Source organism: Lentzea sp. NPDC003310 (assembly GCF_040610935.1).
GTDB lineage: Bacteria > Actinomycetota > Actinomycetes > Mycobacteriales > Pseudonocardiaceae > Lentzea.
Genome location: NZ_JBEXNC010000009.1, coordinates 322,011 through 338,238, shown reverse-complemented (window position 1 = coordinate 338,238; position 16,228 = coordinate 322,011). Strand labels below are relative to the sequence as shown.

Here is a 16,228-nt window from a genome sequence, read left to right as displayed (position 1 = left end):
CAAGTTGATGTTAGCCAAGGCGAATCCTAGGGTCGAGGATGCCGTACACGACGTCGGCGATCAGGTTGAACAGCACGATCAGGGTCGCGGTCACGGCGAGCCAGCCCATCAGCATCGGCGGGTCGAACTGCCGCACCGAGTTGACCAGCAGCGTGCCCATGCCGGCCCAGCCGAACACCGTCTCGGTGATGATCGCGCCCGAGAGCACGGCACCGAAGTTCAGCGAGAACAGCGTGGACACGGGGATGAGCGCGTTGCGGAACGCGTGCCGGAAGATCACGCGGCCCTGCGAGATGCCCTTGGCCCGCGCGGTGCGCACGAAGTCCGAGTGCAGGATCTCCAGCATCGAGGCACGTTCGAACCGGCTGTAGGCGGCGAAGCTGATCAGCATCAGCGCGACCGTCGGCAGCAGGAACGTGCCGGTGTACTTGAAGATCACTTCGCCGAAGCTGCCGGTGAACCCACCGGGCCGCGGACCCGCGGTGGTGAGCCAGCGGTCCAGCCCCATCGACTCCAGGACGTTGTTGAACTGGATGCCGTAGTTCTTCACGATGACCGCGACGCAGAAGATCGGCATCGAGAACATGAGGAACGCGGTGCTGGTGGCGAGGTAGTCGAAGATCGAGTACTGGCGCACGGCGGCGAGCACGCCGACCGCGACACCCAGTGTCAGAGCGAGGAGTTCGGCACCGATGACGAGTCGTCCGGTGGTCCACAGCGCGTCGGTGACGGCCGGGAAGACAGCGGTCTTGGCCTGACCGAGGGCGATGCTCTGGCCCCAGTCACCGGACAGGAAGTCCGTGAGCCAGTTCCAGTAGCGGATGACAACGGGCTTGTCCAGGCCGAGGGCGACTTCGGCGGCCCTGAGGTCGGCTTCGGTGACGCCGGGCCGGAATCGCATTTCCGCCAAGGGGTTTCCGGCGGTGGCGACGAGGACGTAACAGGCGAAGCTGCCGATCAGCAGAATGGGTATGGAGATCAGCAGCCGTCGGAGGATGTACTGGATCACGGCGGGCTCCTAGGGGGCAACCCGGCTCGGGCGGGGCCGGACTCGTGGTCCGGCCCCGCCCGGTCAGGCGTTGCGCACTTCAGCTATGGCGATTACTTGGTCTGCCACTCGTTGGCGTTCCACAGCGCGCCGTAGTAGCTCTGGAAGTACACGCGGTCGAGACCCTTGAAGGCCCACATGTTCGGCATCTGGAAGAGCGGGAGCGAACCGTAGGCGTTCGCGATCTCCTCGTCGGCCTTCGCGAACAGCTTGAGCGAGTCCGAGATCGACGTCTGCGAGACGGCCTCCTTCATGGCGGCGTCGGCAGCCGGGACGCTCAGGTTCTGCCAGTTCTGGCCACCGCCGGTCTCGTAGATCGACTTCTTGTCGCTCTTGAGAGGACCACCGGACCACGCGAACAGCGCGACGTCGTAGTCACCCTGCGAAACGCGCTCGTCGAGGAAGTTCGGGTCGGTGTCGTCCTTGACCTCGATGCCGGCTTCCTTGCACTGGCCCTGGATCAGCTCGACGGTCTGCTTGCGCCGCGGGATGTCGGTGTGGCTGATCCGGAAGGAGGCGCGCAGGCCGTCCTTCGCGAACACGCCGTCCGCACCCTGCGTCCAACCCGCGTCACCGAGGATCTTCTTCGCCGCGGCCGGGTCGCCCTTGGCCTTCTCGGCGTAGACGTCCTTGTAGCCCTCGTCCTTCGGGAAGAAGATCAGGCTGCCGAGCGGCTTCGCGTCGGACTGCACCTCGGAGATCAGCTTGTCGATGATGTCCTGGCGCTTGACGCACATGAAGAAGGCCTTGCGGACCTCTTCCTTGGCGAGCACCGGGTTCTTGAACTGGATGTCGAGGTGCTCGAACGACAGGCCGGGGCCCGCGCCGAACGTGATGCCCTGGGCGCTCAGGCCCTTGAGCTTCGTCGCGGCGTTCGCGTCGGGCTGGGCCATGGAGTTGACGGCGACCTCACCGTTCTCCAGCGCCTGCGCCTGCGCGACGGGGTCCGGAACGGCCTTCAGGATGATCTTGGCGGGGCCACCCTTGGCGCCGATCCACTTCGGGTTGCGCTCGAGCGTCACCGACTGGTTCGGCTCGAAGGCGGTCAGCACGTAGGGACCGGCACCAGGCATGAGGTCCTTGGTGAAGCCGTTCCACTTCTCGTTCCAGAAGTCCGCGGCCTTCTGGATGTCCGCGGCGGCGGAGTCCTTGTTCAGCTTGGTGATGTCGGCGACGCCGGCGTTCTTCTCGAGGATGTGCGCGGGAAGGACGTCGTTGTTGAACAGGCCGATGTAGTCCGGGTACGGGCTCGAGAAGGACCCGACGAACGTCTGGTCGTCCTTGCACTCACCGGACATCAGGTCGTAGCCGGTGGTACCGGCGGCCTTGAAGTACTTGCCGGCGTCGGCCTTCTTGGCCGAGTTGCTCTGGGAGAACCACGCCAGGTAGAAGTCGTCGCAGTCCCAGGCCTCGCCGTCGGACCAGGTGACGCCCTTCTTCAGCTTCCAAGTGACGACCTGCGGAGACTTCGAGGTGACCTCGACGCTCTCCATGACGTTCTTGTTCAGGCTGTACTTGTTGTTGCCGTTCAGGATGTGCGCACCCGGTTGCGTGAGAACCAGCGCGAACGTGTTGTAGGACTGGTTGGCGTCCTCCGTCGCGTTGTTGTACGCCGTAAACGCCTTGTCAGTGGAGACGACGACCTGGTCGCTCTCCTTCGTCTCCGGCGCGGTGTAGCCGTCCGCGGATTCACCGCGTGCGACAGCCATCTCCGCGATGGTGGAGTCGCCACCGTTCGCGTCGCTGCTCCCGCCACCGCCACCACCACATGCACCCAGCACGAGAGACGCGCTGGCGACCAGCGCGATCGCCGGAAGTGCTTTGGTTCTCCTCATCGACACGTGCCCTCCTAGCACTGGGCGGCCGTCGCCAGGACGGCGAGCACACCCATAACCGTGATGTGCCATACGCGCCCCGAACCGGCACATCGTGGGCAGCACGGTAAGAACCCGTTGAGGCGGCGGTCACTACCTGAGAGGGCGATCGTGACCCAATGGAAACAGGTTGTAGCAGGCCGCAATGGCCCGATTACCGGGCGAAAGCGTTCGTTGACCGGGCACGCGGAATTCTGTCAATGAAGGCGGCCGAACGTAGCAACGCTCCGAGGCCGCGCGCAACGCAATTTCGGGCCCCTCGACTACTTGTCGAGACGCCGCCATTCGGGTGCTCCGCTGAGCACGCCCGCCAGGGGTGCCCCGGTGTCGACACCTGAAACCGTCGGCAGCACCCCGAGCAGGTCGACGACCTGGAACAGGGGCACCGCCACGGCCTGGGCGGCGATCAACGGCTCGACCCTCGCCAGCACGTCGGCCACGAGGACCTTGCCGTTCAGCGCGGAGTCGATGTCGGCCTGGATGGCCTGGTCGCAGAAGCCGGCGGGGTTCTGCGGGCTGGGCGTGGCACCGTCCGGTGCCTCCCCCGCGCACCCGAACCAGCTGGCGAGCGCCGCCGCCGTGTCGCCGGTGTCGACGCGCGGTACGACAGCGATGTCGACGTCGGACTCGGTCAGCTGCTTGCTGAAGAGGTCCTCCGCCGTGGGCGTGACGACCTCGGAGTCGATGCCGCGCTCCGCGAGCTGGGCCTTGATGCGGTTAGCGAGGCCGACGTAGGGCTCGCTCTTCTCGGGCGCGGCGATGCGCAGCTTGAGTGCCTTGCCGGCCTTCTGCCACTGACCGCCGGTCTTCGCGTACCCGGCCTCGGTCAGCAGCCGCTCGCTGGCCGCGGCGTCGAGCGTGTTCCCGTTGATGGTCTTCACGTACCCGGCGCGGCTCGGCGGCACGACGTACGAGTCGGCGCGGAACGAGGCGCTGGGTCCGCTCTGCGTGCCGGACGCGATCAGCGCGTCGCGGTCGAGCGCGGCGACGACAGCCTTGCGCGTGGTCACGTCCTTGAGCTGCTCGCTGGCGGGCCGCAGCAGCACCTGCACGACCTCGTTGCGCGGCACCGGCTTCGTGGTGACCTCGTCGAGCGTCTTGAGCAGGTTCACGTCCGCCGCGTCGGCCCGCAGCAGCGCGGCCTGGTTGTCGCCCTTGGACAGCGACTCGGCCATCGCGCTGTGCGTGGCCCGGCGCAGGACGACCCGGTCCAGCGTGGTCGGCACCTCCCAGTACCGGTCGCTGCGCTCGAGCACGACCTCACCGCGCGGCTCGTCGAGGCTGCGCACCTGGAACGGCCCGGCGGTGGCGGGGAACCCGGTGGCGAGCACGTTCGACCACGTGCCGGGCGCGTCCTTGAGCAGGTGCGCGGGCAGGAGGTTCGAGAAGAGGCTCCGCCAGCCGGGGAACGGCTTGCCGAACGCGACCTCGACGGTCTTGCCGCCCTCGCGGGCGCTGATGTTGTTGATGAGCCGGTAACCTGCCGGATCCACAACTCCCGGTTCGGCGCGCATACGCTGCCACAGGTAGTAGAAGTCCTCGGCGGCGATCGGTGCGCTGTCCGACCAGCTCGCGTCTTTGCGGATCGTGTAGGTGACGGTGAACGGCTCGGCCTTGGTGACCTTCGCGCTGACCATGAGGTTGCGGTCGAGCTGCGGCGCGCCGTCGTTGCCCGGCCGGAACGGACTCGGCAGGAGCAGGGAGCCGAGCGCGGTCGTGATGGGACTCTGGGCCGCGAGGGCGTGCGGGTTGTAGCCGCCCGCCACGTCGTCCACGCCGACGACGATCTCGGTCACCTTCGGGCCCGTGGTGGTGATGACCGGGGCCTCGGACTTGGGGACCAGCGGGGGAGGCGGCGCGTTCGTGCACGCCGCAGCGGTGCCGCACAGGACGGCCGCAGCTAGCACTCCCCCGAGTCGCCTCATGGTCCTCACACTGCCAGAAGGGTGGTGGTGGCGGTCGGGCAACCCAGGTTTTGTCACCCTTGCCACGTGTAGGGACGTGTGGTGGTTCGGCGGGGTTGCTCGTTCGGTGAGTAGTACGGCTCACCTGGAAGAGTGGTTCGGGTTGTTCGTCACCTTGCGTGGGCTGGCGCCTGTTCCAGCGGGGTGGTCGCCTCCTGTGCGTCCCGTCACCTTGCGAGGGTGGTCCATCAGGTCGGCACGAACCCGTAGTGGGTTGCGATCGGGGCTTGACCTCGAGCCTCTGGCGGGGCGCTGTGGACGGCCGGAAAAGGCCGGGCTGAAAAGCGCCCGGCCGTGCCCGTCAGGGGTAGCACCCCGCCCCTCGAGGTCAAGCCCCGATCGCCTTCGCGTACCCGAACCGCTGCCCGGCGCCGTAGAGGTTCGTCCGGCTCGCTTCGCATCGCCACGCCAGGCCTCGTGCGTGGTTGGCCTTGGGTGGGCGGGCGCCTGTTCTGGGGCGGTTGTCTGCCTGCCTCGTGGGTTCTGCGGCTGGTTCCTGTTCCAGCGGAGGGGTCGCCCTGCGTGCTCCCGTTTGCCTCTCCCGGACACGACGAAGGGCGGCCAGGCCTTCGGCCCAGCCCGCCCCGTCAGGCGTTCAGCTTGCTGCTAGCCGCGCTGCTTCAGGCGCGAGCGCTCGCGGCCGCGCAGGTTCGCGTCCAGGATCACCTTGCGGACGCGCACGACCTCCGGCGCCACCTCCACGCACTCGTCGAAGGCGCAGAACTCCAGCGCCTCCTCCAGCGAGAGCTTGCGGGGGCGGGCCAGGGTCTCCATCACGTCGGCCGTGGAGGAGCGCATGTTCGTGAGCTTCTTCTCGCGGGTGACGTTGACGTCGAGGTCCTCGGCGCGCGGGTTCTCGCCCACGACCATGCCCTCGTACGCGTCGGCGCCCGGCTCGACGAAGAACGTGCCGCGGTCGGCGAGCTGGATCATCGCGTAGGCGGTGATGGAGCCGCTGCGGTCGGCGACCAGGGAGCCGTTGTGGCGGGTGCGGATCTCGCCCGCCCACGGGCCGTAGCCCTCGGAGACGGCGTTGGCGATGCCGGTGCCGCGGGTCTCGGTGAGGAACTCCGTGCGGAAGCCGATGAGGCCCCGCGACGGGACCACGTAGTCGAGCTTGATGCGGCCGGTGCCGTGGCCCGACATGTTCTCCATGCGGCCCTTGCGGTTCGCGAGGAGCTGCGTGACGGCGCCGAGGTGCTCCTCGGGGCAGTCGACGGACAGGCGCTCGAACGGCTCGTGGACCTTGCCGTCGACCGTGCGGGTGACGACCTGCGGCTTGCCCACGGTGAGCTCGAAGCCCTCGCGGCGCATCTGCTCGACCAGGATGGCCAGGGCGAGCTCGCCGCGGCCCTGCACCTCCCAGGTGTCCGGGCGCTCGGTCGGGAGGACGCGCACGGACACGTTGCCGATGAGCTCCGAGTCGAGGCGCGACTTGAGCATGCGGGCGGTGAGCTTGGTGCCACCGTTGCGGCCGGCCAGCGGGCTGGTGTTCACACCGACGGTCATCGAGATCGCGGGCTCGTCGACCGTGATGCGGGGCAGCGCGACCGGGGCCTCGGCGTCGGCGAGGGTGTCGCCGATCGTGATGTCCGGGATGCCGGCGATCGCGACCAGGTCACCGGCGCGGGCCAGTTCGGCCGGCTGGCGGTCGAGGGCCTCGGTGATGAGGAGCTCGGTGATGCGGACCTTGACGGGCTCGCCGTCCTCGCGGCACCAGGCCACGGTCTCGCCCTTGCGCAGCGTGCCCTGGTGGATGCGGCACAGCGCGATGCGGCCGAGGAACGTGGAGGCGTCGAGGTTCGTGACGAGCGCCTGCAGCGGGCCGTCGACGTCGACCTGGGGGGCCGGGATGTGCTCGAGCAGCACCTGGAACAGCGTGTCCAGGTTCTCCTCGTCCGGCAGGCCGCCGTCCTCGGGCTGGGTGAGCGACGCGCGACCGGCGCGCGCGGAGGCGTAGACGACCGGCAGGTCCAGGACGGACTCGTCGGCGCCCACCTCGGTCGCGAGGTCGAGCAGCAGGTCGTGGGCCTCCTCGACGACCTCGGAGATCCGGGCGTCGGGGCGGTCGACCTTGTTGACCAGCAGGATCACCGGCAGGCCGGCGGCGAGGGTCTTGCGGAGCACGAAGCGCGTCTGGGGCAGCGGGCCCTCGGACGCGTCGACGAGCAGGACGACACCGTCGACCATGGACAGGGCACGCTCGACCTCGCCACCGAAGTCGGCGTGGCCGGGGGTGTCGACGACGTTGATGATCACGTCGCCGTCCGGCGTGTGCCTGCGCACGGCCGTGTTCTTGGCGAGGATCGTGATGCCCTTCTCGCGCTCCAGCTCGCCGGAGTCCATGACCCGGTCGACGAGCTCGGCACGCGCGGAGAAGGCGCCGGACTGGCGCAGCATGGCGTCGACCAGGGTGGTCTTGCCGTGGTCGACGTGCGCGACGATCGCGACATTTCGCAGGTCAGTGCGCGTCTGAAGGGCAGACGCGGTGGCCGTGGGCACGCAGAACTCCTAGAGCTTCGAAGGCGTTGGAGGGGCTCGCGCCGGACACTTCGATGCGCAGGGCCGCGTTTGATACTACCGGCTGCGTCGCCATTACCACACAAGAGTGCCAGTGAAGTGAGCCTCACCTACTCTAGCGATACGTGGCGGAGTGGAGTTCAACCAGTGGGTAAAAAGCTCAAGAAGAAGTGCTGCCGGTCGAAGCCCCAGTGCAAGCGCTGCCCGGTTCCGTTCCTGCTCAAGGAACGGGACAAGGCCAGGAAGAAGGCGGCGAAGAAGGCCGCGAAGGCCGCCAAGAAGGCCCTGAAGAAGGCCGCTTGAGACCGGCGGGCCACGCGTACGTCGACACGGCGCTCGACCTCCTCCAGCGCCACTCGATCGAGAGCGCGGGCGCCGACTGGCCCTCGTTACGTGCGCAAGCTCACGCCGTCGAGGACGCCGACGAGGCGATCCGGCACGTGATCGCCGCCCTCGGCAACCCGCACACCCACCTCATCACGGCCGCGGACCGCACGCCGTCACTTCGACAGGCGGGATGATGGCAGGAGCCGGGCGGCTGGTCCTGCCGCAACGGCCGGGCCCACGTCGCGGCGGGTCCGCGCGTGTCGCGGCCTGATCGCCCGGCGACCGACCAGCTGGGTGGTCGACCCGCACGGCGACCGCGGCGGCGAGGTGCCGGTGCTCACGGTCGTCGTCCCGTTGCTCGGCGAGGCCGAGCGGGGCAGGTCCATCGGCCGACACGGCGGACGAGCTGGGCCGTGCGGCGCGGCCACGTGCACAACGGCGGCCGGACGGCGTTGCAGTGGCGCGGACCCCCTGCCGGACGTACGGCAACGACCCGATCACCCCGCACGTGGTCGTCGACGACGCACCCGCAGCGGCGATCGAGTGGCTGGCTGAGCCGACCTAAGACTGGAGCACGGCCTCGTTCAGCTTCGAGAGCTCGGGCGCCGTCCGCGTCGCCTCGAACTCGCAGATCTCGTACTTCACCAGCTTCTGCTCGGCCCACGGGTCCGTGGCGAGCAGCGCTTCGAGCTTGCCCCGGGGCATGGGCCGCGTGATGATCACGCCGCCCGTCCTCGGCACCTGACGCCCCGAGGCGAGGAAGAGACCTCGCTCGTACTGCTTCTCGACCCACTCGCGGTGGTCGGGGAGGGCGTAGTCGATCTGTTCCAGTGGCGCGACGTACTTCAGCAGCACGATGAACATGCGTTGACGGTAGACCTATACTCATGATCGTGCGCACTCTGAACGCCTTCTGGTGGGCCGCTTTCAGGCGGCCGGAGTAGCAGCGCGCAGACACCACTGACGCGAACCAACTGGCCGCCCGGACGGGCGGCTTTTTTGATGCGCACGCACGGGCGGTCCCCACGGAAGGACCGACCATGATCCGCCTCTCCGCCATCACGCCCTCCGGCCAGGTGCACTTGGGCAACTACCTGGGCGCCCTGCGCACGTGGGCGAAGGAGGGCACCGACGAGGACGTGTACTTCATCAGCGACCTGCACGCGATGACGTCCTCGCACAACCCGCAACGCCTGCGAGCCATGACGCGCGAACAGCTCGCCGTGCTCGTCGCGTCCGGCATCGACCCGGCCAGCGTGTGCGTGCAGAGCGACCTGATCCGCGAGCTGGGGGCGTTGAACTGGGTGCTGGAGTGCACCTGCACCTACGGCGAGGCCGCGCGGATGATCCAGTTCAAGGAGAAGTCGCTCGGCCGCGAGTCCGTGCGGCTGAGCCTGCTCACCTACCCGGTGCTGATGGCCGCGGACATCCTGCTGCAGGGCACCGCGGAGGTGCCGGTGGGAGAGGACCAGCTCCAGCACGTCGAACTGGCGCGCGCCCTGGCTCGGCGGTTCAACCACGCGTACGGCGACGCGTTCATCGTGCCGACCGCGGTGGTGCCGAAGGTCGGAGCGCGCATCAAGGACCTCGCGGACCCGGAGCGCAAGATGGACAAGTCGGCGCAGAACTCCGCGGGCGTGGTGTTCGTGCTCGACGAGCCGGACCTGGTGCGGCGCAAGGTCCGCAGGGCCGTCTCGTCGACGGAGGGCATCGCGAACCTGACCGAGATCCTCGCCTCCTGCACCGGCAAGGAGCCCGAGGACTACACGAGCAGGTTCGCCGACCTGAAGAACGTCGTCGCCGAAGCGGTGATCGAGGAACTTCGCCCGGTCCGCGACCGCACGCTGGAGCTCCTCGCCGACCCGGCGGAGCTGGACCGGATCAGGGCGTCGGGTGCCGAACGGGCCCGCGACCGCGCGCAGCACCGGCTGAACGCGGCCCTGCGCCTGTCCGGGCTCAGTTGAGGAGCTCCTGAAGGGCCGGCACCAGCACGCGGTCGGCCGGCAGCCAGTCCAACCCGGGGACCTCGTCGGCGGTGATCCACCGGACAGCGTTGTGCTCCAACGCCTCCGGCTCACCGTCGGCGAGCTCCGCGGCGAAGATCCGCAGCACCATGTCCTTCTTCAACGGCACGTCCGGCCCGACCTGCTCGCCGACGACCACGCGCACGCCCAGTTCCTCCACGCACTCGCGCACCAGCGCGTCCGCGGGCTTCTCCCCCGGCTCGACCCGCCCGCCGGGCAGTTCCCACTGCCCCGCATGACTTTCCGGGTACGACCGCTGCTGCGCCAGCAACCGTCCACCCCGGACGATCGCCGCGCCGACGACGACCCGCGCCGCCCGCAGCTCCTCACACCGCCGGGCGAGCAGCGCCGAGCGCTTCTCCAGCACCCGCAACGCCATCCCGCGTCCGACGGTCAGGTCCGCGACCCTCCCGACGACGCCGCGCACGGAGGTCCACGCGACGCGGTCGATCACCATCGTCCCTGCACCGGTGACCACGAGATCCGTGTGCAGCTCCAGGAAACCGCCCGCCGCCGACACTCCGGACAGATCGGCACGGGTGACCGTCAGCCGGACGCCGAACGGCCCGGTGAGCACATCTCCCCGGCACAGCAAGGAATTCGGGACCTCCACCCCGAACCCGGTGATCAGCGAGGTGTCCAACAGGGCACCCGCGACAGCGGCAACCGGCGCGTCGACCAGTGCCGACGCTCGCAACTCTGGCACCAGAGCTTGCTACCAGGACGGCCAGCGGATCTCCAAACGCGCACCACCGGCCGGGGACTCGGCGGCCCGCACCGAGCCGCCCCGCCGCTCCACGAGGTGCGAGACCAGCGCGAGCCCCAGGCCGAAGCCTCCGGAGCTGCGCCCGCGGTCCTCCTCCACCCGGTAGAACCGGTCGAACACCTTCGTCCGGTGCTCGGCGGGGATGCCGTGCCCGTCGTCGTCCACGAGCAACCGGACGTCCCGCCCGACCGGCACCAGCGTGAGCGTGATCGTCGAGTACGCGTACCGGGCGGCGTTGCGCAGCAGGTTGTCCAGCACCAGCTCGACCTCGGACCGCGTGGCCGACACCAGGCACGCCGACGGCGGCGCGTTGAGCCGCACCAGCAGTTCCGTGTCGAGGCGCGAGATCGCCGCCTCGGCCTCCAGCACCAGGTCCACGGCCTCGGCCCGCGGCGGCGCCCCGGTGTCCGCGCGGGCCAGGATGAGCAACGAGTCCACCAGCGCGCTGAGCCGGATCGACTCCTCGACCACGGACTCCAGCACCTCGATGGAGAAGTCCGGATCCGGGTGCGCCACCGCGACCTCGGCCTGCGCCCGCACGGACGCGACCGGCGACCTCAGCTCGTGCGCGGCGTCGCCGGTGAAGCGCCGCAACCGGTCCGAGGCCTCGTCCCGGCGGGCCAGCAACGCGTTCAACGCCTCGGCCAGCGCCTGCAGCTCGTCGCGCGAGGGCGGCACCGGCAGCCGTTCACCGTGCGGCAGCTCCCCCGCCGCGACCCGCATCCGTTCGACCGGCCGCAGCGACGACCGCACCGAGAGCCACGTCGCGATGCCCACCAGCCCGGCCACCAGCACGGCCGCGACGGCGAGCCAGCGGGTGCCGAGCGTGTTCGCGTTCTCGTAGCCGAGCAACGTGCTGCCGTAGACCTCCAGGCGCGGCGTGCCGTCCCCGGTGAACACCACCTGGCCTCGGTAGCGCAGCGCGGAGGCCCCGTCCATCCGCAGCACCGGTTCGCCGGACCGCAGGGTCCGGATGTCCTGGTCGGTCAGCGCGAGCGGTGGCTTGCCGTCGACCGGCGCGCCGGAGACGTCCAGCAGCCGCGGTTCCGACTTCGCGAGCTCCTGGTCCACGGCGGTGATCTGGATCAGCCCGATCAACGCCGGCGCGAGTCCGGTGAACGCGAGCAGGCACAGCAGCGCGACCCCGGTGGCCACGACGGTGATGCGGAAGCGCAGGGTGCGCCGCAACCACCAGCCAGGCGTCACCTGTTCCCCAGCGCGTTGTCGAGGTCCGGCGTGGACGCGATGTACCCGTGTCCGCGGATGGTCCGCACGACCTCACCGGCCCCCACGGCGTCGAGCTTGCGGCGCAGGTACCCGACGTAGACCTCGACGGCGTTGCGGGTCGCGGCCTGCTCGTCGCCCCAGACCGTGCGCAGCAGCTCGTCCTTGGTCACCACGGACCCCGCGCGCGACGCGAGCACGTCGAGCACCGCGTACTCGCGGGGGCTGAGCGACACGTCGAGCCCGGCCCAGCTCACCTCGCGCAGGCCGCGGTCGATCACCAGGTTCCCCAGCGTGAGCTTGCGCCGCGCCCCGCCACCGCGCCGCAGCAACGCCCTGACCTGTGCCACCAGCACGACGAAGCTGAACGGCTTGACCAGGTACCCGTCGGCGCCGAGGTCGAGGCCGTCGGCCTGGTCGATCTCGCCGTCCTTGGCGGAGACCATCAGCACGGGCGTGCGCACCCCGTCGGCGCGCATGCGCTGCAACACCCGGTAACCCGAGAGGCCCGGCAGCATGATGTCGAGCAGCACCACGTCGAACGCCCCGGTCAGCGCCACCCGCAGCGCGGTGGGGCCGTCGGCCGCGGTGACGACCTCCATGCCTTCGGCCGACAGGCCGCGTTCCAGCGCCCGGCGCACGCCGACTTCGTCGTCCACGACCAGCACTCGAGGCTTCACGGGACACAGCATGCCGTTCCGGACTCCCAGCCGCGCGCATGATCTCAGCCGACTCTCAGAAACGACCTCGTCACGAGCACATAACCGCAGGTGGGACTAGTCTCAGCACCATCTCAGCAACCCACCACCAAGCTGTGACTACAAGCCCTTGGAGGAGGGGACCACTGATGAACAAGCGAAAGGTGACCCTGGCCGCTGCGGCGGCCGGTGTGATCACCGGTGCGGCAGGCCTGAGCCTGCTCGCCATGCCAGCGGGTGCGGGCCAGCCGCCATCACTCCCGGACGTGTCCGCGGAGTCACTCGTGGAACAGGTGCTGACGAGCAAGCCGGGTGCGTTCGGCGGAACCGTGGAGGTCGACAACAAACTCGGCCTCCCGGCGATCTCCGAGATCCCGCAGCTCGCCGACGGCAAGCACAGCGCGCGGATCTGGACGGACGGCACCGGCAAGTTCCGCGCCGCCCTGCCGAACGGCCAGTCCGAGCAGACCATCGTGAACGACGGCACGACCACCTGGTCGTGGAACTCCGCGGACAACGAGGTCGTGAAGTCCGAGCACAAGGCGGACGAGCCGAAGGCCGAGAAGCCGGAGCAGGCCGAGTCGGTCAACCCGGCCGAGGCGGCCAAGCAGGTCGTCGGCATGACCAAGGAGTTCAGCGACATCACCGTGGACGGCACCGCGCGCGTCGCGAACCGTGCCGCCTACGAGCTCGTGCTGACCCCCAAGGCCAGCGAGAAGACGCTGATCCGCGAGGTGCGGATCGCCGTCGACGCCGAGCTCAAGATGCCGTTGCGCGTCGCCGTGCTGACCAACGGCACGGCGGAGCCCGCGGGCACCGTCGGCTTCAGCCAGATCAACGTCGGCCCGCAGGACCCGAAGCTCTTCGAGTTCACGCCGCCGGCGCAGGCGAAGGTCAGCACGCCGGAGGACAAGGAGCAGCGGGAGGACCGCAGGCCCGAGCTCGGCCTGGAGCAGGCTCTGCAGGGTGAGGACCCGCAGATCTTCGGCACGGGCTGGGACACGGTCGTGGGCGCGCGCATCCCGGCGCAGGCCATGACCCAGGTGCCGGCCGAGGCCCAGGGCCTGGTCGACAGGTTCACGAAGAAGGTCAGCGGCACCTGGGGCAGCGGCCAGCTGTTCACCACGAAGGTCGCCACGATCCTGATCGCGGACGACGGCCGCGTGGTCGCGGGTGCCGTGCCCGAGCAGGTCCTGTTCGACACGATCGGACAGGTGAAGTGACCACCTCGACCAGCGCGCCGGTGACGGTTCCGTCGAAGACGGCCGTCGCCGCGCGGACCAAGGGACTGCGCAAGGAGTACGGGAGCACGGTCGCCGTCGACCGCGTCGACCTCGAGCTGCCGGAAGGTGCCGTGCTCGGCATGCTGGGCCCCAACGGGTCCGGCAAGACGACCACGATCCGGATGCTGCTCGGGCTGGTCCGCCCCACGCAGGGGGAGATCGAACTGCTCGGAAGGCCGCTGCCGGAGGGAGCCGAGCAGGCGCTGCCGCACGTGGGCGCGCTGGTCGAGGGTCCGGGGTTCCACCCGTTCCTCAGTGGACGGGAGAACCTCGTCAGGTGTGCCGCGTTCGAGCCTCTGCTGCCCCGCAAGGAGATCAAGCAGGCGGTCGAGGACGCCATCGAACGCGTCGGGCTCGCCCAGGCGGCCCACCGCAGGTACCGGGGGTACTCGCTCGGCATGAAGCAACGTCTCGGCCTGGCCGCGGCGTTGCTCGTGCCGCGCAAGCTCGTCGTGCTCGACGAGCCGACCAACGGCCTCGACCCGGCCGGCACGCGGGAGATCCGCAAGATCATCGCGGACCTGCACGCGTCCGGCAGCACGGTGCTGGTCTCCAGCCACCTGCTGAGCGAGGTCGAGGCCACCTGCACGCACGTCGCGGTGCTGCACCGCGGCACCGTGGTGGCGCAGGGAGAACTGACCGAGCTGCTGCAGGCGGGCGGCTCGGCCCTCCAGGTGATCACCCCGGACGTCGAGGTGGCGCTGAGCGCGTTGCGGCAGGCCAAGATCTCGGCCCGGCCGCTCGGTGACGGGCTCCGCGTGGAGCTCGCCGGCACGAGCGCGCCGCAGGTGATCGAGACGCTGGTGCAGGGCGGCGCGCGCGTGTTCGAGGCGACGCGCTGGAAGACCGGCCTGGAGGAGCTGTTCGCGCGGCTCACCGAGGCCGAGGAGGCCGAGCGCGGAATGTCCGCTGTGGACACCCTGGACGGGGGACGCCGATGATCACGCGTCAGTTCGGCTCCGAGGTGCGCTGGATGCTGCGGCGCCCGCGCACCCTCATCGGCCTGTTCGGGCTCGTGCTGGTGCCGATCGTCATCAGCTTCGGCGTCTGGACGGCCGGCGACGAGAGCGGCGGCCCCGGGCTCGCCGCGATCATCCAGGGCAACGGCCTGATCGTCCCGATCTTCACGTTGTTCCTGTCGCTCAACCTGCTGCTGCCGCTGGTGGCGTCGATCTGGGCGGCGGACGGCCTGGCGGGCGAGGCCCAGCACGGCACGTTGCGCGGCCTGCTGGTCGCGCCGGTGTCGCGGGTGCGGCTGCTGTTCGTGAAGCTCTTCGGCCTCGCCGCGATGTCGTTGTTCGCCGTCACGCTGATGGCCGTCGTCGGCATCATCGCCGGCACCGCGTTCCTCGGCTCCGACGGCATGGCGACGCTGTCCGGCACGACCCTCTCGACCGGAGAGGGCCTGGTCCGCATCGCGTTGTTCATCGTCCTGGTGACGTTCCAGATGGTGTCGGTCGGCGCGGTCGCCCTCGCCGTCTCGGCCACCACCGAGCACCCGCTCGTGGTGCAGGCGGCGACCATGACGACGATCATCGTGTTCCAGGTGCTGGGGCAGTTCCCGTCGCTGGACTGGCTGCACCCGTTCCTGATCACGACGGGCTTCCCGGGGCTGGTCGACGTGATGCGCGACCCGATCCCGTGGGGGCAGATCGGCGACAGCACACTGCTGGCCGGGTGCTACCTGCTGATCGGGACCGGGCTTGCGGCGATCCGCCTGATCACGAAGGACAACTAGCGGCGGAAGCCGCCCTCGCTGTTGAGCACCTGTCCGGTGATCCAGGCAGCGTCGGGCGTGCAGAGCCAGGAGATCAGCCGGGCCGCGTCGTCCGGCTGACCCCAGCGCTTCAACGGCATTCGCTCGTTCACGAACTCGGTGAGCTCCGGCCCCGCCCACCCCGTGTCGGTGGGGCCGGGGTTCACCGCGTTGACGGTGATCCCCCGGTCCGCGAGCTCGTGCGACAGCGTCGCGACGATCGCCGCCAGCGCGCCCTTCGACGCCGCGTAGGCGATCTCGCCGGGCATCGGGCCGAGGTTCTGGCCGGACGTCAGGAACACGATCCGTCCGCCGTCGGTCCTGGTCCAGCGCCGGGCAAACGCTTGCGCCAGCAGGATCGACGACCGGGTGTTCACGGCGTAGTGCTCGTCGATCATCTCGGCCGTCAGCTCTCCCAACGGCCCGTCTCCGCCGGATCGCGCGTGGTTGCACACCAACATGTCGACCCGTCCGAACGCCTCGACGGCCGCGGCCACCAGCTCCTCGGGTGCCTCCGGCCGGGCCAGGTCCACGCCCAGACCGGGCGCGCCGATGTCCTCCAGCACCTCGTCCACGGCGTCGGCGCCCCACGGCTGCGAGGCGTCGTGCGCGACGTGGTGCTGCACGAACAGGTCGGCGCCCAACGCGCGCAGCCGGGAGGCGATGGCGTAGCCGATGCCCGCCCGCCTGCTCACGCCGGTGACCAGTGCGACGCGTCCGTCAAGAAGTCCCATAGGGCTCAAT

Annotated in this window: 15 protein-coding genes; 6 read left to right on the top strand and 9 right to left on the bottom strand. The window is 69.6% G+C overall.

What is annotated here, in order from left to right:
- Nucleotides 1-10: 10 nt before the first annotated feature.
- The 4 genes from ABZX02_RS20815 to typA form a co-directional block, all read right to left on the bottom strand.
- Nucleotides 11-1,009, bottom strand: coding sequence for an ABC transporter permease (locus ABZX02_RS20815; RefSeq protein ID WP_355300217.1), 999 nt, complete (start codon nucleotides 1,007-1,009; stop codon nucleotides 11-13).
- Between the two features lie 92 nt (nucleotides 1,010-1,101).
- Nucleotides 1,102-2,883, bottom strand: coding sequence for an ABC transporter family substrate-binding protein (locus ABZX02_RS20810; RefSeq protein ID WP_355300216.1), 1,782 nt, complete (start codon nucleotides 2,881-2,883; stop codon nucleotides 1,102-1,104).
- A gap of 302 nt (nucleotides 2,884-3,185) precedes the next feature.
- Nucleotides 3,186-4,847 carry an ABC transporter family substrate-binding protein gene (locus tag ABZX02_RS20805; protein WP_355300215.1) on the bottom strand — a complete coding sequence of 554 codons (1,662 nt, stop codon included), beginning with the start codon at nucleotides 4,845-4,847 and terminating at the stop codon, nucleotides 3,186-3,188.
- A 645-nt stretch (nucleotides 4,848-5,492) separates the two neighbouring features.
- Nucleotides 5,493-7,388: a translational GTPase TypA gene (gene typA, locus ABZX02_RS20800; RefSeq protein WP_355300214.1), complete on the bottom strand. Its 1,896-nt coding sequence runs from the start codon at nucleotides 7,386-7,388 to the stop codon at nucleotides 5,493-5,495.
- Nucleotides 7,389-7,553: 165 nt separating this feature from the next.
- Here typA and ABZX02_RS20795 point away from each other — a divergent pair, with 165 nt between their 5' ends.
- Nucleotides 7,554-7,709 carry a hypothetical protein gene (locus tag ABZX02_RS20795; RefSeq protein WP_162185756.1) on the top strand — a complete coding sequence of 52 codons (156 nt, stop codon included), beginning with the start codon at nucleotides 7,554-7,556 and terminating at the stop codon, nucleotides 7,707-7,709.
- Nucleotides 7,706-7,927: a hypothetical protein gene (locus ABZX02_RS20790; RefSeq protein WP_355300213.1), complete on the top strand. Its 222-nt coding sequence runs from the start codon at nucleotides 7,706-7,708 to the stop codon at nucleotides 7,925-7,927. The genes ABZX02_RS20795 and ABZX02_RS20790 overlap by 4 nt, the downstream gene beginning before the upstream one ends.
- 367 nt (nucleotides 7,928-8,294) lie before the next feature.
- Here ABZX02_RS20790 and ABZX02_RS20785 read toward each other — a convergent pair whose 3' ends face one another.
- Complete coding sequence (locus ABZX02_RS20785) at nucleotides 8,295-8,597, bottom strand: YciI family protein (protein WP_355300212.1); 303 nt, start codon at nucleotides 8,595-8,597, stop codon at nucleotides 8,295-8,297.
- A 176-nt stretch (nucleotides 8,598-8,773) separates the two neighbouring features.
- Between ABZX02_RS20785 and trpS the strand changes: the two genes are divergently transcribed.
- Nucleotides 8,774-9,697, top strand: a complete 924-nt coding sequence (gene trpS / locus ABZX02_RS20780) for a tryptophan--tRNA ligase (protein WP_355300211.1) — start codon at nucleotides 8,774-8,776, stop codon at nucleotides 9,695-9,697.
- On the opposite strand, the gene ABZX02_RS20775 is transcribed toward trpS, so the two are convergent.
- From ABZX02_RS20775 to ABZX02_RS20765, 3 genes are read right to left on the bottom strand one after another with little or no spacing between them, the layout of a single operon-like run.
- A complete protein-coding gene (locus ABZX02_RS20775) occupies nucleotides 9,690-10,463 on the bottom strand; it encodes a (deoxy)nucleoside triphosphate pyrophosphohydrolase (RefSeq protein ID WP_355300210.1) in 774 nt (257 codons plus the stop codon). The two genes, trpS and ABZX02_RS20775, sit on opposite strands and share 8 nt — an antisense overlap.
- 9 nt (nucleotides 10,464-10,472) lie before the next feature.
- Nucleotides 10,473-11,729: an ATP-binding protein gene (locus ABZX02_RS20770; protein WP_355300209.1), complete on the bottom strand. Its 1,257-nt coding sequence runs from the start codon at nucleotides 11,727-11,729 to the stop codon at nucleotides 10,473-10,475.
- Nucleotides 11,726-12,439: a response regulator transcription factor gene (locus tag ABZX02_RS20765; protein WP_355300208.1), complete on the bottom strand. Its 714-nt coding sequence runs from the start codon at nucleotides 12,437-12,439 to the stop codon at nucleotides 11,726-11,728. Before ABZX02_RS20765 ends, ABZX02_RS20770 begins: the two co-directional genes overlap by 4 nt.
- Before the next feature lie 155 nt (nucleotides 12,440-12,594).
- Here ABZX02_RS20765 and ABZX02_RS20760 point away from each other — a divergent pair, with 155 nt between their 5' ends.
- From ABZX02_RS20760 to ABZX02_RS20750, 3 genes are read left to right on the top strand one after another with little or no spacing between them, the layout of a single operon-like run.
- Nucleotides 12,595-13,668: a hypothetical protein gene (locus ABZX02_RS20760; protein ID WP_355300207.1), complete on the top strand. Its 1,074-nt coding sequence runs from the start codon at nucleotides 12,595-12,597 to the stop codon at nucleotides 13,666-13,668.
- Entirely contained in the window at nucleotides 13,665-14,669 is a 1,005-nt protein-coding gene (locus ABZX02_RS20755) for an ABC transporter ATP-binding protein (RefSeq protein WP_355300206.1), read from the top strand. Before ABZX02_RS20760 ends, ABZX02_RS20755 begins: the two co-directional genes overlap by 4 nt.
- A complete protein-coding gene (locus ABZX02_RS20750) occupies nucleotides 14,666-15,466 on the top strand; it encodes an ABC transporter permease subunit (RefSeq protein WP_355300205.1) in 801 nt (266 codons plus the stop codon). The genes ABZX02_RS20755 and ABZX02_RS20750 overlap by 4 nt, the downstream gene beginning before the upstream one ends.
- Here ABZX02_RS20750 and ABZX02_RS20745 read toward each other — a convergent pair.
- On the bottom strand, nucleotides 15,463-16,218 hold the full coding sequence (locus tag ABZX02_RS20745) for an SDR family oxidoreductase (protein WP_355300204.1): 756 nt from the start codon (nucleotides 16,216-16,218) through the stop codon (nucleotides 15,463-15,465). The two genes, ABZX02_RS20750 and ABZX02_RS20745, sit on opposite strands and share 4 nt — an antisense overlap.
- Nucleotides 16,219-16,228 lie beyond the last annotated feature (10 nt).